22 protein-coding genes and 1 pseudogene are annotated in these 22,856 nt (G+C 64.7%); 16 read left to right on the forward strand and 7 right to left on the reverse strand.

Annotated features, from left to right (window positions below; all coding sequences use genetic code 11):
• The first annotated feature begins 94 nt into the window (after window positions 1-94).
• From ssd to ACSVIE_RS17685, 7 genes and pseudogenes are all read left to right on the forward strand, one after another.
• On the forward strand, window positions 95-1,213 hold the full coding sequence (gene ssd, locus ACSVIE_RS17655) for a septum site-determining protein Ssd (RefSeq protein WP_442424689.1): 1,119 nt from the start codon (window positions 95-97) through the stop codon (window positions 1,211-1,213).
• Entirely contained in the window at window positions 1,210-2,505 is a 1,296-nt protein-coding gene (locus tag ACSVIE_RS17660; protein ID WP_442424690.1) for a TadA family conjugal transfer-associated ATPase, read from the forward strand. The genes ssd and ACSVIE_RS17660 overlap by 4 nt, the downstream gene beginning before the upstream one ends.
• Entirely contained in the window at window positions 2,502-3,275 is a 774-nt protein-coding gene (locus tag ACSVIE_RS17665; protein ID WP_442424691.1) for a type II secretion system F family protein, read from the forward strand. The genes ACSVIE_RS17660 and ACSVIE_RS17665 overlap by 4 nt, the downstream gene beginning before the upstream one ends.
• Complete coding sequence (locus ACSVIE_RS17670) at window positions 3,272-3,889, forward strand: type II secretion system F family protein (protein ID WP_426003959.1); 618 nt, start codon at window positions 3,272-3,274, stop codon at window positions 3,887-3,889. Before ACSVIE_RS17665 ends, ACSVIE_RS17670 begins: the two co-directional genes overlap by 4 nt.
• A gap of 264 nt (window positions 3,890-4,153) precedes the next feature.
• Window positions 4,154-4,303: pseudogene (locus ACSVIE_RS17675) on the forward strand (DUF4244 domain-containing protein); the annotation flags it as partial.
• Complete coding sequence (locus tag ACSVIE_RS17680; RefSeq protein ID WP_442424692.1) at window positions 4,300-4,698, forward strand: TadE family type IV pilus minor pilin; 399 nt, start codon at window positions 4,300-4,302, stop codon at window positions 4,696-4,698. The pseudogene ACSVIE_RS17675 and the gene ACSVIE_RS17680, both read left to right, overlap by 4 nt.
• Window positions 4,695-5,108 (forward strand): Rv3654c family TadE-like protein, encoded by a 414-nt coding sequence (locus ACSVIE_RS17685; protein WP_442424693.1) that lies wholly within the window; start codon window positions 4,695-4,697, stop codon window positions 5,106-5,108. The genes ACSVIE_RS17680 and ACSVIE_RS17685 overlap by 4 nt, the downstream gene beginning before the upstream one ends.
• A 70-nt stretch (window positions 5,109-5,178) precedes the next feature.
• Here ACSVIE_RS17685 and ACSVIE_RS17690 read toward each other — a convergent pair whose 3' ends face one another.
• Entirely contained in the window at window positions 5,179-7,521 is a 2,343-nt protein-coding gene (locus tag ACSVIE_RS17690; RefSeq protein WP_442424694.1) for a DEAD/DEAH box helicase, read from the reverse strand.
• An 80-nt stretch (window positions 7,522-7,601) separates the two neighbouring features.
• Window positions 7,602-8,297 carry a GNAT family N-acetyltransferase gene (locus tag ACSVIE_RS17695; RefSeq protein WP_426003955.1) on the reverse strand — a complete coding sequence of 232 codons (696 nt, stop codon included), beginning with the start codon at window positions 8,295-8,297 and terminating at the stop codon, window positions 7,602-7,604.
• A 149-nt stretch (window positions 8,298-8,446) separates the two neighbouring features.
• On the opposite strand from ACSVIE_RS17695, the gene trhO reads away from it, so the two are divergent.
• The gene (gene trhO / locus ACSVIE_RS17700; RefSeq protein ID WP_442424695.1) at window positions 8,447-9,343 is read left to right on the forward strand and encodes an oxygen-dependent tRNA uridine(34) hydroxylase TrhO; all 897 of its coding nucleotides are present in this window, start codon (window positions 8,447-8,449) and stop codon (window positions 9,341-9,343) included.
• 42 nt (window positions 9,344-9,385) lie between these two features.
• On the opposite strand, the gene ACSVIE_RS17705 is transcribed toward trhO, so the two are convergent.
• On the reverse strand, window positions 9,386-9,919 hold the full coding sequence (locus ACSVIE_RS17705) for a hypothetical protein (RefSeq protein WP_426003953.1): 534 nt from the start codon (window positions 9,917-9,919) through the stop codon (window positions 9,386-9,388).
• 44 nt (window positions 9,920-9,963) lie between these two features.
• The gene (locus tag ACSVIE_RS17710; protein WP_426003952.1) at window positions 9,964-10,410 is read right to left on the reverse strand and encodes a hypothetical protein; all 447 of its coding nucleotides are present in this window, start codon (window positions 10,408-10,410) and stop codon (window positions 9,964-9,966) included.
• A gap of 91 nt (window positions 10,411-10,501) precedes the next feature.
• Between ACSVIE_RS17710 and ACSVIE_RS17715 the strand changes: the two genes are divergently transcribed.
• The 7 genes from ACSVIE_RS17715 (at window position 10,502) to proC (ending at window position 19,395) form a co-directional block, all read left to right on the forward strand.
• The gene (locus ACSVIE_RS17715) at window positions 10,502-12,148 is read left to right on the forward strand and encodes a DUF7059 domain-containing protein (RefSeq protein WP_442424696.1); all 1,647 of its coding nucleotides are present in this window, start codon (window positions 10,502-10,504) and stop codon (window positions 12,146-12,148) included.
• A 68-nt stretch (window positions 12,149-12,216) separates the two neighbouring features.
• Entirely contained in the window at window positions 12,217-12,855 is a 639-nt protein-coding gene (locus ACSVIE_RS17720; protein ID WP_426003950.1) for an ArsR/SmtB family transcription factor, read from the forward strand.
• 99 nt (window positions 12,856-12,954) lie between these two features.
• Window positions 12,955-15,678, forward strand: a complete 2,724-nt coding sequence (topA, locus tag ACSVIE_RS17725; protein ID WP_426003949.1) for a type I DNA topoisomerase — start codon at window positions 12,955-12,957, stop codon at window positions 15,676-15,678.
• An 86-nt stretch (window positions 15,679-15,764) separates the two neighbouring features.
• Window positions 15,765-16,199 carry an SseB family protein gene (locus ACSVIE_RS17730; RefSeq protein WP_426003948.1) on the forward strand — a complete coding sequence of 145 codons (435 nt, stop codon included), beginning with the start codon at window positions 15,765-15,767 and terminating at the stop codon, window positions 16,197-16,199.
• A gap of 89 nt (window positions 16,200-16,288) precedes the next feature.
• A complete protein-coding gene (locus tag ACSVIE_RS17735) occupies window positions 16,289-17,431 on the forward strand; it encodes a Ppx/GppA phosphatase family protein (protein WP_442424697.1) in 1,143 nt (380 codons plus the stop codon).
• 1 nt (window position 17,432) lies between these two features.
• Window positions 17,433-18,266 carry a sugar phosphate isomerase/epimerase family protein gene (locus ACSVIE_RS17740; protein WP_426003946.1) on the forward strand — a complete coding sequence of 278 codons (834 nt, stop codon included), beginning with the start codon at window positions 17,433-17,435 and terminating at the stop codon, window positions 18,264-18,266.
• 298 nt (window positions 18,267-18,564) lie between these two features.
• Window positions 18,565-19,395 carry a pyrroline-5-carboxylate reductase gene (proC, locus tag ACSVIE_RS17745; RefSeq protein ID WP_426003945.1) on the forward strand — a complete coding sequence of 277 codons (831 nt, stop codon included), beginning with the start codon at window positions 18,565-18,567 and terminating at the stop codon, window positions 19,393-19,395.
• Between the two features lie 12 nt (window positions 19,396-19,407).
• Here the strand turns inward: proC and ACSVIE_RS17750 are convergent, their stop codons facing one another.
• From ACSVIE_RS17750 to ACSVIE_RS17760, 3 genes are read right to left on the reverse strand one after another with little or no spacing between them, the layout of a single operon-like run.
• Entirely contained in the window at window positions 19,408-20,046 is a 639-nt protein-coding gene (locus tag ACSVIE_RS17750; RefSeq protein WP_364164415.1) for a potassium channel family protein, read from the reverse strand.
• 43 nt (window positions 20,047-20,089) lie between these two features.
• Window positions 20,090-21,523: a TrkH family potassium uptake protein gene (locus ACSVIE_RS17755; protein WP_426003944.1), complete on the reverse strand. Its 1,434-nt coding sequence runs from the start codon at window positions 21,521-21,523 to the stop codon at window positions 20,090-20,092.
• Between the two features lie 44 nt (window positions 21,524-21,567).
• A complete protein-coding gene (locus ACSVIE_RS17760; protein WP_426007640.1) occupies window positions 21,568-21,705 on the reverse strand; it encodes a hypothetical protein in 138 nt (45 codons plus the stop codon).
• Here ACSVIE_RS17760 and ACSVIE_RS17765 point away from each other — a divergent pair.
• Window positions 21,644-22,852 carry an acetoin utilization protein AcuC gene (locus ACSVIE_RS17765; RefSeq protein WP_426007599.1) on the forward strand — a complete coding sequence of 403 codons (1,209 nt, stop codon included), beginning with the start codon at window positions 21,644-21,646 and terminating at the stop codon, window positions 22,850-22,852. The two genes, ACSVIE_RS17760 and ACSVIE_RS17765, sit on opposite strands and share 62 nt — an antisense overlap.
• Window positions 22,853-22,856 lie beyond the last annotated feature (4 nt).

The raw sequence follows: 22,856 nt of genomic DNA on the forward strand, positions 1-22,856 counted from the left end.
CGACTGCTCCCCAACAGCCGCTCCGGCCGCAGTCTTATCCACATGAGGGGATTCGGGCCTGTCCTCAGCCGTGTCCGGCCATGAGAGTGGCTTCATGAACAAGCGACATCGTCGGCAAAAGCACGGCCCCAACCAAACAGAGGAAATCCAGCACCCAGGGAACTGGACGCCGTCCGGTGGCGCCGACATCCTGCTGGTCACCGGCAACCCCCATCTGGAGGAGGAAGCCACCAGGATTGTCGCAGCAGCCGGCGGGAATTTGCGTGCAGTACCGGACATCGGAGACGCAATGCACGGGTGGGACCATGCTGATGCTGTGCTGATCGGCAGCGATATCCGGGAGATCCCGCCCCACAGGCAAGTCCCGGCGATCCTCCTGGGCACGGCCGCCGAGGGGGACGGACTATGGAAACTGGCCGCCGCAGTGGGGGCTGACAGGGTAGCTGTCCTGCCCGAAGCCGCCGGCTGGCTGGCCGAGCACCTGAGCCTGTCGGGGTCCCCGGAGCCCGGCGGAAGCGTGCTCGGGCTCATAGGCGGCAGCGGCGGGGCCGGAGCCACCACTGCCGCAGTGTGGCTGGCCCAAGCAGCAGCAAGCCACGGTATCAGGACGTTGCTCATCGATGGCGACCCGTGGGGCGGTGGCCTGGAATTGGCCGTCACTGCAGACGAGCCGCCCGGCCTGCGGTGGCCCGACTTCACGGGCACCCGAGGCAGCATCGATCCCTCCCAGTTCCACGACTCTTTGCCGGTGGCCGGAGGGTTCGCGTTCCTGTCCTGGCCGGGGACGAGGGCACCTGTGGTAACACCCGATCCCGCTGCCGTGGCTGCCGTGATGGACGCCGCCCGCAGAAGCTTCGAAGCAGTGGTGGTGGACATCGGGCGGTCCGGGGACGGTCTCCGGACCCTGGCCTGGGATTGCGACCGGACGCTGCTTCTCACCTTGGCGCACCTCAAGCCTGCGGTTGCCGCCTCAAGAATCCTTGCGGAACTGCCGCCGGTGGATACCGCGCTCCTCGTCCGCGACGGCAAGCCGGCCGCCATGGATGCCGATGTCATCGCGGGATCCCTCGGCCTGCCCCTGCTGGGCACTGTCCCGGGGATCCGCGGCGTGGCAGCAGCAACCGAGCAGGGGCGGCTGCTGGAACTGGGGCGGAGGAAACCGGTGCTTGCCTTTGCCGGAGAGGTCCTTGAACTGAACGGGCTCCTTCCATGAACCGGCCACTGAACGCCGGGGGCTGGCCGGCGGGTCGTGTTCCGGAAGGGTACCGCCGTCCGCAGAACCGCAGGCCGGATGCGATCCTGCTGGAAGCAGTGCGTGAATCCGTCCTTGCCGGCAACGGACCCGTGACGCCCTCTACTGTGGCGGCAGCAGTCCAAGCCAGCGGACGTCTTCTGGGAACTGCGGGAGCCCTTGAGGCTGCAGAATCCATCAACGCCGAGTTGAACGGTCTGGGACCGCTGCAGGGCCTCGCCAAGGATCCTTCCGTCACGGACATCTTCGTCAACGGGCCGGACTCCGTGTGGCTGGACAAGGGACGGGGGATCGAACGATCCAACGTACGGTTCGAGTCGGAACAGCAGGTCAGATCCCTGGCTACCAGGCTCGTCTCCGCCGGAGGACGGCGGCTGGACGACGGCTCGCCCTGCGTCGATGTCAGGCTCGACGGCGGTTATCGCGTCCACGCCGTGTTGTCGCCGATCTCAACCGCGGGAACCCTGTTGTCCATCCGCATCCGGCGGGAGGACACGTTCAGCATGACAGAGCTGCGGGAGGGCGGCATGTTCGGCCCGGACGTGGAACACATACTCCGAGCCATCATGGAACGTCGGCTCAGCTTCCTCATCAGCGGTGCCACGGGTTCGGGCAAGACGACGTTGCTCTCCACCATGCTGGGGCTTAGCCACCCATCGGAGCGCCTCGTGGTGATTGAGGACGCCTCGGAGCTGAACCCGGTCCATCCTCATGTGGTGTCGCTCGAATCCCGCCACGGCAACCTGGAGGGCGGGGGCGCCGTGGACCTCGGCGAACTGGTCCGGCAAGCGCTGCGCATGCGTCCTGATCGCTTGATTGTGGGGGAGTGCCGCGGACCGGAAGTGCGCGAACTCCTGACGGCACTCAACACCGGACACACGGGCGGGGGAGGAACCATCCACGCCAATACGGCACAGGACGTACCCGCCCGGCTGGTTGCCCTGGGCGCACTCGCCGGCCTTGGTGCCGAGGCTGTGCGGCTGCAGGTCTCCAGTGCCCTGGACGTCGTGATCCACGTGGAGAGAACCCCGCATGGCCGGCGGGTCGGTTCCATCGGAGTTTTGGTGGAGACTCCGCATGGCCAAACTGTGGAAACGGCTGTCCGGGTTTCGGCGTCCGGTGTTTCCTGGGAAGCCGCGTGGCCCTGCCTGGCTGACCGGCTCGGTCTCCACGGTCGGGGGCCGGGCGGTGCAGCACGAACAGTTGAGGGGTCCAATGATGCCAACAGCGCGGATCTGGCGCGGTACACGTGAGCATCATGCTGCTCCTGGTCCTTTCCCTGGCGGCGTGGCTGCACGTGAGCGGCTCCGGAACTTCACGCCGGCGCATGCAGGCGGTGTTGGACGCCTCTACCGAACCCGGCACCGGATCCAGACGCTGGTCCCTGACCCGTCCAAAACCGCTGTTCCGGAGGCCGCCTGACAACGGTTCCGTGCCCCTGGTGGTCCTCGTTCAACAGCTTGCAGCGCTTCTTCGCGGTGGCCGTACTCCATCACGCTTATGGGAGGAAATATGGCAGGTACACCAGCTGCGCCCGGAGGTCGGCGGCGGCCACCGGATTTCCGGCAACTCCTTGAAAATTCTGGGTGCGGCCAAAGCAGCATCTGTTGTCGGGAACTCCGCGGCGCAGGCCATCCGAAGCAGGGCGGCCGGGGTGTACCCACGCCAGGGCAATGCCGAGCGGCGAATCTGGATGGAGCTGGCAGCATGCCTGGAAGTGGCCGAAACCAGCGGCTGTCCCTTGGCTGACCTGCTGACACGGTTCGCAGCGCAACTGGAAGCCGAGGAGGATGCCGAGGCCGCCCGGCAAACTGCGCTGGCTGGTCCCAAAGCCACCGTGCGGCTCTTGTCCTGGCTACCGGTGTTCGGGCTGGTCCTGGGCACGGCCTTGGGCGTTGATCCTGTGGGAATCCTGCTGGAGAACATTTTTGGAATCGCCACCTTGGGTACAGGGCTCCTGCTGACAGTAGCCGGGAGGGTATGGTCCTCACGGCTTGTAACTGCTGCGGCCGGACCAACGTGATACCCGAATACCCGGTGGTGTGCTTGGTGGTTGTCCTTGGTGCTGCGGCCTTCCTGGCCTTCCACCCAGGAGGCATGACGGCCTCGGTCCGGCGACGTCTGAAATCGTCGTTGGCTTCCCGCCGCCACGCGGTTGAGGCCGTTCACCACGCCGGCCAGGACCTCCCTGAGGCTCCCGGGGACGGTCTCCGCGATCCTGCCATGATGCTGGAACTGGTGGCCTCCATGCTGGACGCAGGTGCGGGTCTTGGACGCGCATTGGAGCTGGTCGCCCGCAGCGGAACTCCCGAGGTCGCCAGTTCCCTGCGGCCTGTGGTGGCCGCCCTGGCCATCGGGACCGACTGGCAGACGGCATGGGGAAGTTCCGTAAAGCCCGCGCCCGAAGTCGTCCGGCTCAGGAATGCGCTGGCTTTCGCCGCCATGACCGGTGCGCCTTCGGCGGCCATTCTCTACGCACAGGCAGCAAGGGAACGGCGGGAACAGTTCCGGGCAGCAGAAAAGCGGGCGGCTGCCCTCGGCGTCAAGCTCGTCGTGCCTTTGGGGCTCTGTTCCCTTCCGGCGTTCATCTGCCTGGGCATTGTCCCCGTGCTGATCGCGATGATGCCCGCAGGATGATGCAGCACCATGATGCCCGGCCTGCCCCACTGTTCCTCCACACACAGCATGGGCGGACGGTTTATCCACTTCACCCAAGCAACCCCTACAGGACCCGGTGAAGACCCGGAAGAGTCAATGATGCCGGACGATTCACCGGTATTCCCTCTGGAAGGACAGACAATGACAACAGCCAATTCCAACTCCGCCCTTTCCGTACGGCCCTGCCAGGGCCGGTGCTTTGCGGCGATGACCAGGCGGCTTCGATCCAGGTTCGGGTGCGCAGGGTCCGAAGCCGGGATGGCCACGGCGGAATACGCCATCGCAACGCTTGCTGCTGTTGGACTGGCGGGCCTGCTGGTGGTCATCCTTCGCAGCGAGGAAGTCCGCGGTTTCCTGCTCACCCTGATCCGCACTGCGCTGTCGCTGCCATGACCCCTGCGTCGAACGGCCCCCTCAACCAGGACGGTGCCGTGACGGCCGAATTCGCCGTCGCGTTGCCGGCCGTGGTCCTCCTCCTGGCATTCCTTCTCACGGGCGGTGCCGCGGGTATCACCCAGTTCCGACTGGAGGAAGCGGCACGGGCTGGTGCCCGTGCCCTGGCCCGCGGCGACAGCACCGACCAAGCCCAGTCCATCGTCCGGCGACTCGCTGGTGACACAGCAACCGCGGTGGTCGGGGTAAGCGACGGCTGGGTCACGGTGACAGCATCGGCAGCGCCCGGCGGTGCGTTGGGCCACATGATTCCGTGGACCCTGACGGCAACGGCTACGGCCCTGACCGAGAACGCCCCGGAACCGGCGGGTTCAGGAGATGTGGCCGGTCCATGAAACGGGCGTGGAGGGTTATCCACCGGCGGTGGCGGGGGCCGGGCGGCCGGACCAAGGAAAAATATAGCCCTGCGCGGGAGCGCGGAGCGGGAACACTACTGGCCCTGGCGCTCGCGGTGGTGGTCATGGCACTGGCTGCCGGACTGTTGCTCCTGGTGAGGGCCGGCATTCTGGCATCGCAGGCTGCAACGGCGGCGGACCTGTCAGCGTTGGCGGCGGCCGACGCTGCGCGGGGCCTTGCCGAAGGCGATCCGTGCACGGTCGCAGCTGCCGTCGCGGCCAGGCACGGAGCGGGGCTGACCGGGTGCACGGTGACGGGCGGGGAAGTTGTGGAAGTCTCCACTGAGTTGGAGGCTGCCTTCTCCCTGGGAGCAGCCACAGGGCGCTCGCGGGCAGGACCGCCACCATAAACGCGAGTGCACGCCTGCCGCCGTAGAGGCTCAGGGGAACCGACGTAACAGTTCCGGCATCAGGAAGAAGCTAAACGGCTTCCTTCAGCAAGACGTCGAGGAGCGTGATGGCGGCTGCCTTGTCCAGCGGGTTGTTCTTGTTTCCGCACTTCGGAGACTGCACACAGGACGGGCAGCCGGCATCGCACTCGCAGGCCTTGATGGCCTCACGGGTGGCCGTGAGCCAGACCTTGGCTTTCCCGAACCCCCGCTCGGCAAAGCCTGCACCACCGGGATGGCCGTCGTACACAAAGATGGTGGGGACTCCGGTGTCCGCGTGAAGGGCGGTGGATACGCCCCCGATGTCCCAGCGGTCACTGGATGCCACCAGCGGAAGGAGCCCAATGGCAGCATGCTCTGCGGCGTGCAACGCTCCCGGAAACTGTGCCTCGACCAGGCCGGCGCCGTGAAGGGAGCGGTTGTCCACCACGAACCACACGGCCTTGGTGAACAAGTCACGTGCCCCGAGGTCCAAGGGTTCCTCACCCAGGATTTCGTTGGAGATCAAGGCCTTGCGCTGGAAGGAGACAACTTGGGTGGTTACCTTGACATCGCCGAAATGGACGGTGATGTCTCCCCACTGCATGGACTTCGATGTCTCCAGGACTTCGATCTGGGTGACGTCCCGTGCAGTCGTGTAGAAATCGGGGTTGACGCGCTTCACCATGACGCAATGGTCGGTTTCGTTCAGTTCCTCCACCAGATAGCTCTCGCCCTGGTGGACGTAGATCGCTCCGGTGTGCGCCTGGTAGTGGGTTTGGGGGGAATCCATGGTGCCCAGCAGCGACCCCGTTTCGGTGTCCACAATGCTCACCGGGCCACCGCCGTCGGCGCGGAGGTTGACCATGCCGGCGGCGCTCTCCGGATGGGTCCAGAACCACCCGGCGGGCCGCTTCCGGAGGTACCCCTGGATGACCAGCTTGTCGAGGAGGCCCTCTGCTGTGGGGCCGAAGAGTTCCAGCTCTGCTGGCCCGATGGGCAGCTCCGCTGCAGCAGCACACAGGTGCGGGCCCAGCACATACGGGTTGCCGGGATCAAAGACGGTGGCCTCAACAGAGACGTCGAAGATGGCCTGGGGGTGGTTCACCAGATAGGTATCCAGGGGATCGTCGCTTGCCACGAATGCGGCGATGGCATCCTGGCCTGCCCGTCCTGCCCGCCCTATCTGTTGGAAGAGCGAGGCGCGCGTGCCCGGCCACCCGGCCACGATCACTGCATCCAGCCCGGAGATGTCGATGCCCAGCTCCAATGCAGAGGTACTGGAAACGCCAAGGAGTTGGCCGGAGCGCAGGGCTTGCTCCACGGCCCTGCGCTCTTCCGGCAGGTAGCCGGAACGATACGCTGCCACGCGCCCGGGCAGGCTTGGATCCACGTCATCCAGCAGCCGCTTGGTGATGGAGGAGATGGACTCAGCGCCGCGGCGGGATTTGATGAAGGCTATCGTCCTGACCCGTGCAGATACCAGGTTTGCCAGGATGTCAGCGGTTTCGGCCACCGCGGTCCTGCGCTGCTTGGCGCCGTTCTCCCCTTTGACGTCAGTCAAGGAAGGCTCCCACAGCGCAACCGTGGTGGACCCGTGGGGGGACGAATCTTCGGCGACCTCACGCACCGGAGCGCCAATGAGCCGGCCAAAGGAAAGGCCGGGGTCGGAAGCAGTGGCGGAGGCGGCAATGAACACGGGCTCGGGGAAGGAATTACCCGCCCCGTAATAGGCGCAGATCCGTCGCAGCCGCCTCATCAGGTTGGCAACGTGGGATCCGAAAACACCGCGGTAGCTGTGGGCTTCATCCACAATCACGTAGCGGAGCCGGCGGAAGAAGCCAGCCCACCAGGCGTGGTTGGGAAGGATGCCAAAATGCAGCATGTCGGGGTTGGCAAGGACGAAGTTGGCGTGCTCACGGATCCACCGGCGCGATGCCATGTCGGTATCGCCGTCGTAGGTTTCCGCGCGTACGGTAGGAAGCCTGAGCGAGCGGACTGCCGCCAATTGGTCAGCAGCCAAAGCCTTGGTGGGGGAGAGATACAAGGTGACGGCGCCGTCGTCGTGGATTTTCCCGGGTTCTGCCTGGATCCGCAGCTCGGAGCGGTGGATGGCGTCCAGAGCAGGCAGCTGGTACGCCAACGACTTTCCCGAGGCCGTGCCGGTGGCGATCACCACATGCTGTCCGGAGTGGGCAAGGTCGGCGGCCTGGACCTGGTGGCGGTACGGTTCCCGGACACCCAGGGAGCCGTAGGCCTCCACAATGTCGGGGTGCACCCATGCCGGCCAGGGCTCGTTGATTGCTTTGCGGGCAGGGATCGTGTGGACGTGGCGCAGCTGGTCGGGGTCCGGCGTCCGGCCCAGCAGGTTGATCGGGGAAGTTGTTGCAGCCACCTGATCATTGTTTCATTCCGCCGGGCATGCCATCTTCGGCCGGGCGCGAGCCACAGGGGGCGCGGTCCGCCGGCACGAGGCTAGGCGACGGAGAGATCCGCGCTGTCGTTGGGGCTCGCGGACATCATCAGTACGTGGCACACCACGTCCCAGCCCAGGTGCGAATACAGTTTTTGGCCGTCCAGCGACGCCAGGAGCAAACCGTTCTGCACGTCGTGTTCGAATGCTTTGGCAGCCAGCGCCTTCATGATGAAGCTGCCAAGGCCCCGGCGCTGGAACGCCGGCTCCGTTACGATCTTGTCGAAAACCGCAGTCCCGTCCACAACGTAGACCCGGCCGCTCGCAGCGACCTGTTCGCCGGAGTGCACCACGGCGTGGTGTACGCCGTTGGATTCCGAGGTTGCCAGCTCCAGGTCGTCGTCGGGAAGCCATGGATCCTCGGAGTCCTGTGTCTCCATGTCCACCACCATCATGGTCTGGGATGCGGAATTGACCGCCAGGCCATGCTGCTCGGCGAGGTATTTGTAGTGCTGGACGTCGTTGGTCAGGATCGTCAGGATGCGGGTCTCCGCTTCCTTCGTTTTCGCGGCCAGGTCAGCGAACTCCTGGTCGGACGGGTCATGGGCGAAATACTCCCAGTCACCCGTCTTGTCGGCGCGCAACGCAGCGGGGAAGCGCCCCTCCTGGCGGGCTTCATAGCCCCGGCAGCCGGTCCAGCCGGCCACCCAGACTTCAAGGAGATGCGCGATGTCTTCAACCAAGGCGTCTGGACTCATGTAGAGAGAGTATGCCAGCGCACCATGAAGCAACAGGGGCCGGTGACCGCAGCAATGGGTGCTTATGGAATTGTGACTTCCCGTACCAGGCTGCCGGGTACCGCGGCGGGCAATCCGGAGGATTTTACTGCCCCCGGTACCCTTTAACAGTGGCTTTGAACCGAATTGTGCTTTTCTATGGCTTTACCCCCATCTCCGATCCCGAGGCGGTCCGGCTCTGGCAGCGCGCCTTGTGCGAGAAGCTGGGCTTGACCGGACGCATCCTGATCTCCAAGGACGGTATTAACGCCACGGTCGGCGGCGAACTGAACAACATGAAGCAGTACGTCAAGACCACTCGTGAGTACAAAGGGTTCCGGGACATCGACTTCAAGTGGTCCGAAGGCGGTGCCGACGATTTCCCCCGGCTCAGCGTCAAGGTCCGCGACGAAATCGTGTCTTTCGGCGCCCCGGGCGAACTGAAGGTGGATGACAACGGCGTGGTGGGAGGCGGCAAGCACCTCCAGCCTGAGGAACTTCACGCCCTGCTCGACCAGAAGAAGGCAGGAGGCGAGGACGTTGTCTTCTTCGATGGCCGGAACGCCTTCGAAGCGCAGATCGGCAGGTTCAAGGACGCGGTCGTTCCGGATGTGGCTACCACCCACGACTTCATCAAGGAACTCGATTCCGGGAAGTACGACTCCCTCAAGGACAAGCCGGTCGTTACGTATTGCACCGGCGGGATCCGCTGCGAAGTGTTGTCCAGCCTCATGGTGAACCGCGGGTTCAAGGAGGTGTACCAGTTGGACGGCGGAATCGTCCGGTACGGCGAAACGTTCAAGGACCAGGGGCTCTGGGAAGGCTCCCTGTATGTCTTCGACAAGCGCATGCACGTCGAGTTCAGTGACCAGGCCAAGACGATCGGACAGTGCGTGCGGTGCGAAGCTCCCACCAACAAGTTCGAGAACTGCTCAAATCCAAGTTGCCGCACCCTGACGCTGTACTGCGGCGAATGCGCTGCCAGCCCTGAAACCCTGCGGTGCCCGGAGGGATGCGACGCAGCCTGACACCCTGCAGCCTGGCACTGCCCCTGCAGCCTGGCACCGCCCCTACAGGCGGCTGACCCGGTAGGCGAAGTTGGCGTCCGACCTTGCCCCCACGGTGATCTCCAAGGCCCCGTCGACGTCCAGCTGCACCACGCTGACGCGGGCGTTTGCGCACCCCAGCGTCAGGTCAACCAGATCATTGCCCGCGAGTTTCACGGCAAAGGACATCCGCCGGGTGCCGCGGCATGCCAACGTCACGGCATAGGTTCCGACCGGCAACTGCATCGTCTGCTCGGTTTTGGACTCACCCGGGTTGAGGTAGCCGGTACTTGAATAAAACGACTGTCCCTGCGACTGCGGCAAGGCAGCCGTTGCCCATTCCTCAAGTTCCTCGCCGCTGACAGTTTCTTCCAAAGCCGGGTCCGGTGGAAGGACGACGTTGTTGCCCGCTGTCGCGGAGGGACTGGAGCCGGCGCGCGCGCCGTCGTCGTAGGTGTATTCGCAACCTGCCAGAGTGCAGCCCGCTACCAGATAAAGCACGACGGCGGTCCTCACCGGCCGCCGTGGCCTCACCGAGCCAGCCGCTGTGCCGCCCATGATCCGACTTTACGCCGGTGCGGCGGCCGCCAATAGGGGGTCGGTCAGTTCCCTGCTGCGGCGAGGTGGTAGGCGTACATCAAGGGGGCGTCCACGCTGCTGGTGGAGATGCTCACCGGGCCCGGAACCGGGACGTTGATCTTCACCACGTCGCGGTTCCCGTTGCATGCGGCAGCAGCATCCGCGAGGTTCTTCCCGGCCGACGAAACCGCAAAGTAGGCCTTGCCTCCGCCATCACAGACCATGGTGAGCGTGTACGTACCGGCTGCCACCGGCGCCGCGTCCTTGACCAGGGGGTCGCGGTTCAGGATTTTGCCCGAGTCTTCCAAGGCAACGTCGCCTTGGGCCACGGGAAGTACTGAGTCCCTCCACGTCGGCACATCGGCGTCCTCGATGTTGACCGGTGCCTGGCAAGCTGCGGCTGTGACAAGCACCAGCGCAGCTGCGGCCAGGGAGCACGCACGGCGTCCTGTGAAGGTTGAGTAGAGCATGGTTCCACGCTACCGGTTCCGTCGCGGCTGCTTTTCCACATACGAGGATCCGCGATCGGTGCACCGGAAGCAGCGCCCCTAGACTTGCAGGGTGACTCAGACCGCTACAGACTTCACCACCGGCAATGTCCCTGATGCTCCCCGCAGCGACCTCCCGGAGCTCCTCCTGGCCTTGTCCCGGGACCTGCGCGCCATTTCCTACACCGTGGACGGCGTGGCTGAAGCCCTGGGTCCGTCAGCCCATGCCGCCTTGGGCAGGGACCAGCTGATCCCGGCCCTGTTGGTCAGCGGGAGGTTGGCCGGATCGGATGACACATCAGTCCGGGCCCTGGCGGCAGTCGTCCAGTTGTGGTTGTTGGCTGTACCGCAAAGCGTTGATGCCATCGATGCCGCGTTGCCGCATGTCCGGACCCAGGGCCTGGCCGATCTGGGGCTCGTGGCGGTGGAATCCGGCGTGGTAACGGCCAAGGTGGATCTCCGCCCCTATGGCTGGGATCCCAACCAGGACGGCAGCGGAGGGGCTGAACTGTGGGTCGCCAGTGATCTCGCCGCCCACCAGGCCCCTGGAGTCCTGCGGCACGATCACGTCCTGGGTATTGGCCAGGCTTCCACAACCTTGGTGCAGGTGACGGTTCGCAAGCACAGCCGCCGGGCGTTGGACCTCGGTACCGGCTGCGGTATCCAGACGTTCCACTTGCTGCACCACTGCGAGCATGTCACCGCTACGGACATTTCCGAGCGGGCGTTGGCTTTCACCCGTTTCAACTTGTTGCTCAATGCGCCCCAACTCAACCTGGACCCCGCAAACCTGGAGGACCGGGTCAGCCTCCGTCTGGGATCGCTGCTGGAACCTGTGGCGGGCCAGCGCTTCGACCTTGTCGTGTCCAACCCGCCGTTCGTCATTACGCCCCGTGCTAGTGGAGAAACCCCGTCCGGGCAGTTCACCTACCGCGATGGCGGACTGCCCGGCGATGAAATCGTGGCGTCCCTGGTCCGGACAATGTCCGGCGTCCTTGAGCCCGGGGGCACAGCGCAAATGCTCGGAAACTGGGAAGTTGTCTCCGGCTCGGAATGGCACGACCGTCCAGCAGCCTGGCTTGAGGGCCAGGACATCGACTCCTGGTTCATTCAGCGGGAGCAGGTGGGGCCGGAGCAATATGCGGAAACGTGGTTGCAGGACGCCTCGGAAAACAGGGACCGCGCCCACTACCGGGAGTCCTATGCTGCCTACCTGGACGACTTCGCGTCCAGGGATGTGGGGGGCATTGGTTTCGGCATGATCTGGATGCGCCGCAGGGACGCGGCGCAGGCCGCCATCAAACGCTTCGAAGAGATCACCTACCCCATCGAACAGCCCATCGGACCGCATCTGGGAGCCGCTGTCGACCGTGCTGACTGGCTGGTGGGAGCCAGCCTCCCGGACACGCGGCTCGTGGTTGCCGGTGATGTCACTGAAGAACGCCACCAACGGCCCGGAGCGCTGCATCCAGGAGTGATCCTCCTGCGGCAGGGAGCCGGACTCCGCCGCACCAACCTCCTGAGCACCGAACTGGCCGGCTTCGTCTCTGCATGCGATGGTGAGCTGACTGTCCGCCAACTCGCCGGTGCCCTGGAGGCCATCCTCGGAAATGCCGAAGACATCGATCCCGCCACGTTCCGTGAAGGGTTGCTGGCAGGAGTGGAGAATCTCGTCCTTGACGGTTTCCTCATCCCGGCCCAGGAAAAGGAGACGCCGTGACTGCCCTGTACCCGCCGCGCCCCCTTCATGCAGGCCTCCGGCCAAGTGACGCTGATTACACTGAGGAAATGACTGCGAACAACGCGCCTTCCCCTTCGGCTGACGGCACCCCACGGCGCAAGCGGGCGGAAAAGACGGTGGTCATCACCGACCCCAAGGCCATCCGCGCCCTGGCACACTCCGCCCGGCTCGAAGTCATTTCGGAGCTCTATGCCACCCAGGTCAGCCACACGGCAACGGAACTGGCCGCGCGAACGGGCCTTACCCCCAGCGCCATGAGCTACCACCTGCGCGCCCTCCAGAAATGGGGGATCGTGGCCCCCGCAGAGAACGCCGGGGACGCCCGGGAACGCCGGTGGAAAGCCGCCGGCACCGACTTCACCATCTCCGGCGGCACTGTGGCAAGCCCGGAGATCGCGGTGGTGGATCTTGAACTCGATGCTTTCAGGCGGCGGGCCTCTGCCTTTGCCAGGGCCAGGGGAGAACGGCGCCAACGCGGCGAAACAGCGGAGGAACCGGCATCGGTGGTTCTGGCCAGTAACCTGTTGTACCTGACCAACCAGCAACGCAAGGAGCTTTCCGACCGGATCCGGGAGGTCCTGCGCGAGTACGAGCTCGAGGACCCCACCCGGATACCGCCCGGAGCCGAGCGGGTTGCTACCCTGTGGTCGATGATTCCTGACGACCGCCAGGCACCCGGGCAGTAAGGTTCCCGCTGACCCGGCAGAACGCAGGATTCTGCAATCTATGGTGAACTAAGCCAAGATGGGCACAAGCCCAATACACATTTTTTCTGTAGGAGCACCGTGCCCAGCAAGGCAAAAACCGGCAAGAAACTCGTGATCGTGGAGTCTCCGGCCAAGAGCAAGACCATCGCCAAGTACCTTGGCGAGGGCTTCATCGTCGAGGCATCCATCGGCCACATCCGTGACCTCCCGCAGCCGTCAGACCTCCCTGCAGAACTGAAGAAGACGTCGCTGGGCAAGTTCGCCGTCGATATCGAGAACGACTTCAAGCCGTACTACGTGGTTTCGCCGGATAAGAAGAAAAAGGTTGCCGAACTCAAAGCCCAGCTGAAAGACGCTGATGCGCTTTACCTCGCAACCGATGGGGACCGCGAAGGCGAGGCCATCGCGTGGCACCTCCTGGAGGTCCTGAAGCCCAAAGTCCCCGTGTACCGGATGACCTTTGGCGAAATCACCAAAGAGGCCATTCACCGCGCCATGGACAATCTGCGCGACGTCGACACCGCGCTGGTGGATGCCCAGGAGACCCGTCGTATCCTTGACCGTCTCTACGGCTATGAAATTTCCCCTGTCCTGTGGCGAAAGGTGGCCAGGGGCCTTTCGGCAGGCCGTGTGCAGTCCGTGGTGACCCGCATGGTGGTGGACCGTGAGCGCGAACGCATGGCGTTCCGTGCCGCTTCCTACTGGGACCTGACGGGCCAGTTCGGCGCGGATGCCGGATCCTTCAAGGCAAAGCTGGCCGCCGTGGACGGTGCCAAGGTTGCCAGCGGCAGGGACTTCAACGACAACGGCCAGCTCACCTCCTCCAACGTGGTGCATCTCAATGAGGAACTGGCCACCTCGCTCGCGGCAAACCTGGAGAAGTCGGACTTCCGGGTCCGGTCCGTCGACACCAAACCGTACACGCGGCGGCCGGCTGCGCCGTTCACCACCTCCACGCTGCAGCAGGAGGCCGGACGAAAGCTGCGCTTCTCGTCCAAGAGCACCATGCAGGTAGCGCAGCGCCTCTACGAAAACGGCTACATCACGTATATGCGTACCGACTCGTCCGCCCTGAGCGACGAGGCAGTCACGGCTGCCCGGCGCCAGGCGGCAGAGCTGTACGGCCCGGAATACGTTCCGCAGAGCCCCCGCATCTACGCCAACAAGTCGGCCAATGCCCAGGAAGCCCACGAGGCCATCAGGCCTGCAGGAGACTCCTTCCGCACTCCGGCCCAGGTGGCGCAGCAGTTGAGCGGAGATGAGTTCCGGTTGTACGAGCTCATTTGGAAGCGGACCGTGGCCTCCCAGATGGCCGATGCCAAGGGTTCCACGGCTACCATCCGGCTTGGCGCGGTCTCCGCAGATGGCCGGGACGCGGAATTCTCCGCTTCGGGTACCGTTATCACCTTCCCCGGCTTCCTCGCTGCCTACGAAGAAGGCAAGGACGAGAGCCGCGGCGACGATGATTCCGATGAAGCCCGCCGCCTGCCCAACGTAGCCAAGGATGATCAACTGTCGGCCTCGGAAATTGTTGCAGTAGGCCACGAGACATCGCCGCCCCCGCGGTACACGGAAGCCTCCCTGACGGCAGAGCTGGAAAAGAAGGGCATTGGACGCCCGTCCACCTACGCGTCCACGATTTCCACTATCCAAGACCGCGGCTACGTGAGGAAGCAGGGCTCTGCCCTGGTCCCCAGTTGGATCGCGTTCTCGGTGATCCGCCTGCTCGAGCAGCACTTCACCGATTATGTCGATTACGAATTCACGGCCGACATGGAAGGTGACCTGGACAAGATTGCCAACGGCCAGGAGGCCGGTGCAGCGTGGTTGCGCCACTTCTACTACGGCGAGGACGCCGACCCTGGCTTGCTGAGCATCGTGAACAACCTCGGCGAGATTGATGCCCGCGAGATCAACTCCGTGCCGATCGCAGAGGGCATCACGCTCCGCGTGGGCAAGTTCGGTCCCTACCTGGAAAGCAGCATCCCCACGGTTGATGAGAAGACCGGCGAGGTGGTCGAGTCGGCACGTGCCAACGTCCCCGAGGAACTGGCACCCGATGAACTGACGGCCGCCAAGGCTATTGAGCTCATGGAAACTGCGGCCCCGGAGGAACGCGTCCTCGGCACCGATCCGCACACGGGCCACACCATTGTGGCCAAGAACGGCCGCTACGGCGCCTACGTCACCGAGATCATCCCCGAGATGACCGAGGAACAACTGGCTGCGCAGCCGGTGGAGTACTACAAGAACGGCAAGCCCAAACCCCCCAAGAAGCCCGTCAAGGCAAAGCCGCGCACGGGTTCCCTCTTCAAGTCCATGTCCGTGGACACCGTGACCCTGGACGAGGCCCTGCAGTTGATGAGCCTGCCCCGGGTTCTGGGCGAAGACGCCGAGGGCACGCCGATCACCGTCCAGAACGGCCGCTTCGGTCCGTACCTGAAGAAGGGCACGGACTCCCGGTCCATCGGATCGGAGGAGGAAATCTTCACCATCACCCTGGACCAGGCGTTGGAAATCTACTCACAGCCCAAGCAGCGCGGTGCCCGTGCCGCCGTTCCGCCGTTGGCTGAGTTCGGACCGGATCCCGTCTCCGAGAAGAACATCGTGGTCAAGGAGGGCCGCTTCGGTCCGTACATCACCGACGGCATCACCAACATCACGGTCCCGCGCTCGACGTCACTGGAGGAACTCACCCGGGAACGCGCCGTCGAGCTTCTTGCCGAGAAGCGGGCCAAGGGACCGGTGAAGCGGACCACCACGCGGAAGGCGCCTGCCAGGAAGGCCGCTGCCAAGAAGTAGCACGCCGGCTGTCCGGACCCGGCATTCGTGCCGGGACGCGATTCCGGTGAATTGCGTCCCGGCCGGCATCATGGTCGAGTAGAAGCATGACTGAACAGACGGCTACGCCGGACAACCAGCCCCTGAACGACCTCGAGGCCAAGCTCGCCTTGGCTGACAACCCCGACGCCAATCCGGTGGACGTTATCCTCGCCTTCCTGAACAACGAGGTTTACCTGGTCAGCCCGGAAGCAGTAGAGGGACCCGATTCCTCCGTGGAGCCTCTGGTGCTTTCCAACGCCGACGGCAACCCCGTCCTTGCAGTCTTCAGCCACCCGAGCCGGGTGGACGCCCGTTTCCTGGAGGCGGCCCCGAACGTGCTCGGCACCATGGGCTCGGCCATCCTGGGCAACATCGGGGACGAACTGGGCCTGGTCATCAATCCGGGCAGCGAATACGGCTTCGAAATCGACCCCGAGGGCATCGCCAACATCCGACGCGATTTCAAGCGGGCGGACGAGGTCGGGGAGTCCGGGGAATAACCGGAACGCAGGCGGAGCGACATGCGCAACAGCGCGAAACGTCCAAGCCAAGTTGCTTCGCAGGCTTCGAATCGGTGAATAATGGCAGAATGCGTCTTGGCGTTCTAGACATCGGTTCCAACACCGTCCATCTGCTGCTTGTGGATGCGCATCCCGGCGCGCGCCCTGTGGCGTTCGCCTCGCACAAGAGGCCCCTGTCCCTGGTCCAGTACCTCGACGGCGACGGCAATATCAACGATGCCGGACAAAACGAACTCATCGAATTCGTCCTTGAGGCGTGGGAGTTTGCCGCCCGCCACAAAGCCGAAGACCTGCTCGCGTTCTGTACCTCGGCCATCAGGGAAGCGACCAACGGTGCCGAGGTCCTGGCGAGGGTCAAGCACGAAACCACCGTGACCTTGCAGGAACTGACGGGCAGCGAGGAGGCGTCCATGACGTTCTTCGCAGTGCGTCGTTGGTACGGCTGGGGTGCGGGTCCCATTCTGGACCTGGACATCGGCGGCGGGTCGTTTGAAATGGCTTTTGGAACGGACGAACTGCCGGAAATTGCCACGTCAGTTCCCTTGGGTGCCAGCCGCCTGACCAGGGACTGGCTGCACGACGATCCGCCAACGGCGAAAAGCGTCAAGGAACTCCGCCGCTACATCCGATCCACGCTGAAGCCCGTGGTTCCGACGTTCCACCAGCTGGGCAGGGCCAACCTGGTGGCGGGTACTTCCAAGACATTCCGGTCGCTGGCCCGTATCGCTGGGGCAGCACCCAGTGCCGCCGGCCCTTATGTGAAGCGGGAACTGCACGCCGCCGACCTTGGCCTCTGGGCGCAGCGCATCTCGGCCATGACGGTGGAGGACCGGCTGTACCTACCGGGGGTTTCCGACGCCCGGGCCCGCCAACTGCTGGCTGGCGCCCTGGTGGCCGAGGCCGCCTTGGAGCTCTTCGAGTTCCCCAAGATGGAGATCTGCCCGTGGGCGCTCCGGGAGGGGCTGATCCTGCGACGACTGGATCAATTGGTCTTCGAGGAAGCACTCGACCCGGCGCCGCACGTCGGTAAACGCAAGAAGGACAAGGCGAAAAAGAAAGCAGGCAAGCACACGGACACGCCAGCCACGGAGGAGAACCCGGTGCCGGTGAATACTCCGGCCCCCACGCCCATTCCGGTCCCGGTGAACAATACCGCGGTGGATACCACCGCCGTTGAGGCCACCCCGGTGGCAGGCGGGGTGGCCTCCTGAGATGAGTGCCGACGTCGAGCCCCAAGCAAACGGCCACCGCATCCCTGTGGCGCTGTCCAGCGCGTCCGTCTACCCGTTGAGCGTCCATGACGCCTTCGCCGTCGCGCAGGACCTCGGCTATGACGGCGTGGAGGTCATGGTCACCAACAATGCCGTGAGCCAGAATCCTGACGCGCTGGTGCAGTTGAGCCATCGGTACAAGCAACCGATCGTTTCCATCCACGCGCCCACCCTCCTGCTGACCCAGCAAGTGTGGGGCTCGGCCTGGAACAAGATCGAACGGTCCTGCCAGATGGCCACGGAGGTAGGTTGTGACACCGTGGTGGTTCACCCGCCGTTCCGCTGGCAGTCCAATTACGCAGAGAACTTTGCCCAGGGCGTCCGCGATATTGCTGCCACCTACCAGGTGCATATCGCAGTGGAGAACATGTACCCCTGGCGGGTCCGGGGACGTGAGGCGGTGGCTTACCTTCCGCACTGGGACCCCTTGGACCAGGATTACGACGCCGTCACGTGGGATTTCTCGCACGCCGCCACTGCGGGGGCCAACAGTTTGGAAGCAGTCCAGGCGCTGGGCAGCAAGCTGCGGCACGTCCACCTGACGGACGGCTCAGGCTCCGGCAAGGATGAACACCTGGTCCCCGGAACAGGAACGCAGCAGTGCGCCGATGTCCTGCAGCACCTGGCTTCGAACGGGTTCAATGGCGCCGTGGTGGCTGAGATTTCCACCCGGAAAGCCAAGGTGACAGGGGAGCGTGAAGAGATGCTCGCGGAAACCCTGCGGTTTGCGCGCCAGCACTTGAGCGTTCCGCTGGTCCGCAGCTTGGACAGCTAAGGGCAGTTGGCCTTCAGGCGGGCCCCATCGCCTTCAGGATTGCGGGGTCCGTCCGGGCTGTCCATTAAAAGCGAAAGCACCGGCGGCCGGATCGGGAAATGGGGGAAAACCCGCCCCGGCCACCGGTGCTGCTGGCGGACATCCCCATGCCCGCCTCATCACTCGCACCCTCAATGAGGTACTTACCAAGTTACAAAGCAAGGTTGGGTGCCGCCTGCAATAATCTTGGGAACTGGCTGGGAATCCGTCATCCGGAAGGCGTTAGACCGCCCCGACAGCCAACTGCAATGATGGATCCATGACCAACCGAATCGCATTCCTTGGCTGTGGATCCATGAACGAGGCAATTCTGGGCGGCCTGGTGGCCGCCGGAACGGACCCGTCCGACATCGTTGCCACCGTCCGCCGCGCAGAGCGGGCGGACGAACTCGCCCAGCGGCACGGCGTGATGGCGATCGCCGGCGAAGAAGATCCGGACAACAACAAGCTCGCTGCCAAAGGCTCCAGCCTGGTCATCCTGGGAGTGAAGCCGGTAGGCATCGCTGACCTTGCGCGCGAAATCAGCCCGGCCCTGTCCAAGGACACAATCGTGGTCAGCGTCGCCGCTGCCGTCTCCATCGCCCAGCTCGAAGCAGCGCTTCCGGAAGGGCAGCCGGTGATCCGCACCATGCCGAACACGCCCGCAAAGCTGGGCCGCGGCGTCGTATCCGTCACGCCTGGTTCGTCCTGCACTCCGGAGCAGCTGGAGAAGGCCAAGGCCGTCCTGGCCGGTGCCGGCAAGGTGGTGGAGGTTCCCGAGGACCAGGTTGATGCGTTGTCCGCGATCAGCGGTTCCGGACCGGCGTACGCGTTCTACCTGGCCGAGGCCATGGCCGCGGCCGGCGTCGAGCTCGGCCTGGACGCTGAACTGTCCGTGATGCTCGCCCGCGAGACCGTTGCCGGTGCAGGCTTCATGCTCGCCGAGCCGGGAGCAGACCCCACCTCGCTGCGTGTCGCCGTCACCAGCCCCAACGGCACCACTGAGCGCGCCATCGCGACTTTCGACGACGGCGGGATCCCCAGGATCATCGCCGACGGCGCCCGCGCCGCAGCCGCCCGGGCAGCCGAAATCACCAAGCAGCTCGGCTAGCCAGGCACCACGTCAGGGGCGTGCTGCGAAGCGCTCCAGCAGGTCCACGTGTCCGGACACGATCAGCATGTCGTGCCCGGACACTTTGGTTTCCGGACGGGCATAGGTGAAGTCCTCACCCGGGGTCTTCACGCCCACGATCGTCACGCCGTACTTGGACCGCACCTTGGATTCCTCCAGCGTGAAGCCGACCGTCTCCTTGGGCGGGTACATTTTGACGATCGCGTAGTCGTCGTCGAACTCGATGAAGTCCAGCATGCGCCCGGACACCAGGTGCGCCGCACGGACTCCGGCATCGGCCTCGGGGTAGATCACGTGGTTGGCGCCGATGCGGCTGAGGATCTTGCCGTGGGAGGGCGTAATGGCCTTGACCCACAGGTGCTGGATACCCAGGTCCACCAGATTGACCGTAATGAGCACGGAGGATTCGATCGATGTGCCGACACCCACCACAGCCGAGCTGAACTCCTGCGCGCCCAGCTGCCGCAGGGCATCGATGTTGGTGGCGTCGGCTTCCACCACGTGGGTCAGCACGGGTGCCCACTTCTGGACCAGCGACCTGTCCCGTTCGATCGCGAGGACTTCCCGGCCCTGCTTGACCAGCTGTTCGGCCGTTGCCGACCCGAAACGGCCCAGGCCGATCACCAGCACTGGCGCATTGTGGGCTGGCCGGTTGGGGGCAGCCCCTGTGTTACTAGCCAATGATTGGCCTCTCTTCCGGGTAGTGGTACAGCTGGCTGCGTTGGTGCAGGGCCAGGCCTGCGGCCAGGGTGACGGTGCCCAGGCGGCCGGCGAACATGAGTGCGGTCAGGACGTAAACGCCCGACGGCGGCAGCTCGGCACTGAGGTTGGTGCTCAGTCCCACGGTTGCAAAGGCGGAGATGGTCTCGAAGAGCACCCGGTCCAGTGAGGCGCCGCTGATGGACAGGAGCAGGAAAGCGGCGACGGAAACCAACGTGGCTCCGGCGACGATGACCGAGATGGCCACCCGCATGGTGCCCTGTGGGATGGTGCGGCCATAGACCTTGACGTCGGCGTCGCCGCGGGCTTCGGCCACGATGGCGAGGAACATGACGGCGATGGTGGTCACCTTGATTCCGCCGGCGGTCGACGCCGAGCCGCCGCCGGCAAACATCAGGGCATCGGTCAGCAGCATGGTGGTTGATTCCATGTGGTTCTGGTCCACCAGGTTGAAACCGCCGGAGCGGGTCATGACCGATGCGAAAAGGGAGTGGATGATCTTATCGCCCAGGCTCATATGCCCGATGGTCCGCAGGTTGTCCCACTCCATGAGCCCCCACAGGACTGTTCCCGCCACCAGCAGGATGAACGACACCTGGATGGTGAGCTTGGTGTGGAGGTTCCACTTCTTCCAGTTCAGGCCGTTCTGCTGCAGGACCATGACCACGGGAAAGCCCAGGCTGCCCAGGAAGACTCCGAGCATCAAGGGGACCAGGATCCACAGGTCGGTCTCGTACGGCACGATACCGTCCGAATGCGGGGTGAACCCTGCGTTGTTGAAGGCCGAAATCGAATAGAAGACTCCGTGCCACACCGCCTGCCAGAAAGGTTCGCCCAGGACCATGAACCGTGGAATGAGGGCCAGGGCCAGGGCGGCTTCGATGACCACCGAGGTGATGATCACGATCCTCAGCAGGGTACCGACTTCGCCGAGCCTGCCGGCGTTGTTCATGGCTTCCTGCGCGATGAGCTTGCCCCGGACACCCAGCCGTTTGCTCACCATGAGGGCCAGCAGCGAGGCCAGGGTCAGTGTGCCAAGGCCGCCCACGAAGATGCCCACCAGGATCACCAGCTGCCCAAAGAAGGACCAGTGCGTGGCCGTTGACACCACGGTCAGCCCCGTGACGCACACACTGGATACGGCGGTGAACATGGATTGGTGCAGGGGGGTTGTTTCACCCGATGCCGCCGAGGCGGGGAGGGACAGAAGCCCGGTGAAGAGCAGGATGACCATGGAGAAGGCCACCAGCGCCAGGCGTGCAGGGGAGGAATTGGCGATGTTGTCGATGAAGTCCCGGGCGCGGGTGAAGATCCACAGACCCTCACGCTCGGGCTGGCCGGGTTGCCAGTTGGCCGGGGTCCGGGACCGCGACTGGCTTTGGGACATGGCGATCTTCCTCGGTTGAACATACTTTCCTACGTAGTAAACCACTATTCGCCCGGCGTAACCCGGCGCTGGGGCCGCACGGGCTCGGGTAGCCTGTTCAGGGTGAACTCCAGGCCTGGGATGACTGCTTCCAGCATTACCCGTTCCGCACTGCCAACGACGGTGGTGTGGGATCCGGCCATGACTGCCTACAATTTCGGTCCAGGGCACCCCATGGCTCCGCAGCGGCTGGAGCTGACGGCCCGCCTGGCCGGGTCCCTGGGACTCTTCGACCACAGCCATGTGGCGGTTGAGGCACCCAGGGTGGCTTCCGACGTCGAGCTTTTCACTGTCCACAGCCGCGCCTATGTGGAGGCTGTGCGCCGTGTCAGCGATGATCCGCTGGAACCTGAAGAGGACCGCGGACTGGGGACCGAGGACGATCCCGCGTTCGCGGGCATGCATGAAGCCAGTGCGCGGTTGGCCGGCGGCTCGCTGGTGGCGGCCGAGTCGATCCTGGACGGCACGGCCGTGCGGGCCGTCAACTTTGGCGGCGGAATGCACCATGCGTCGCGGGAGCGGGCCAGCGGCTTCTGCGTCTACAACGACGTCGCGCTTGCGATCCAGCGATTGCTCGACGGCGGTGTGCAGCGGATCGTCAGCATCGACGTCGACGCTCATCACGGCGACGGGACACAAAGCATTTTCTGGAACGATCCCCGGGTCATGACCATATCGCTGCACGAATCCGGGCTCACCCTCTTCCCCGGGACGGGCTTCGCCAACGAAACCGGCGGCCCCGATGCGCCGGGAACGGCGGTCAACGTGGCACTTCCGGCGTTCACCGGTGACGCTGCGTGGCTGCGGGCTTTCCACGCGGTGGTGCCACAGCTCGTGTCGGCGTTCGCTCCGGAAGTGATCGTCAGCCAGCACGGCTGCGATTCACACCGTCTTGATCCGCTGACGCACCTCAACCTGAGTGTTGACGGACAGCGGGAGGCGGCTGCCGCCGTCGGGGGCTTGGCCGCTAAGCACTGCGATAACCGGTGGATCGCCACCGGCGGCGGTGGCTACGACATCACGGGAGTCGTCCCCAGGGCGTGGACCCACCTGATAGGTATGGTGACGCAGCGTCCGGTTCCCCTGAAGACACCGGTTCCACAGGCCTGGCGCGACTACGTCCGGGAAACCTACGGCGCCCAGGCCCCGGAGCTGATGGGTGACGACGTGGACATCTGGTGGCGTTCCTGGGAGGTCGGCTATGACCCGGCGGACCAGGTTGACCGGACCGTGATGGCCACGCGCAAGGAAGTCTTCCCGCTGTACGGGCTGGACCCATGGTTCGACTGAGCGC

Source organism: Paenarthrobacter sp. NCHU4564, from assembly GCF_052156435.1.
GTDB lineage: Bacteria > Actinomycetota > Actinomycetes > Actinomycetales > Micrococcaceae > Arthrobacter.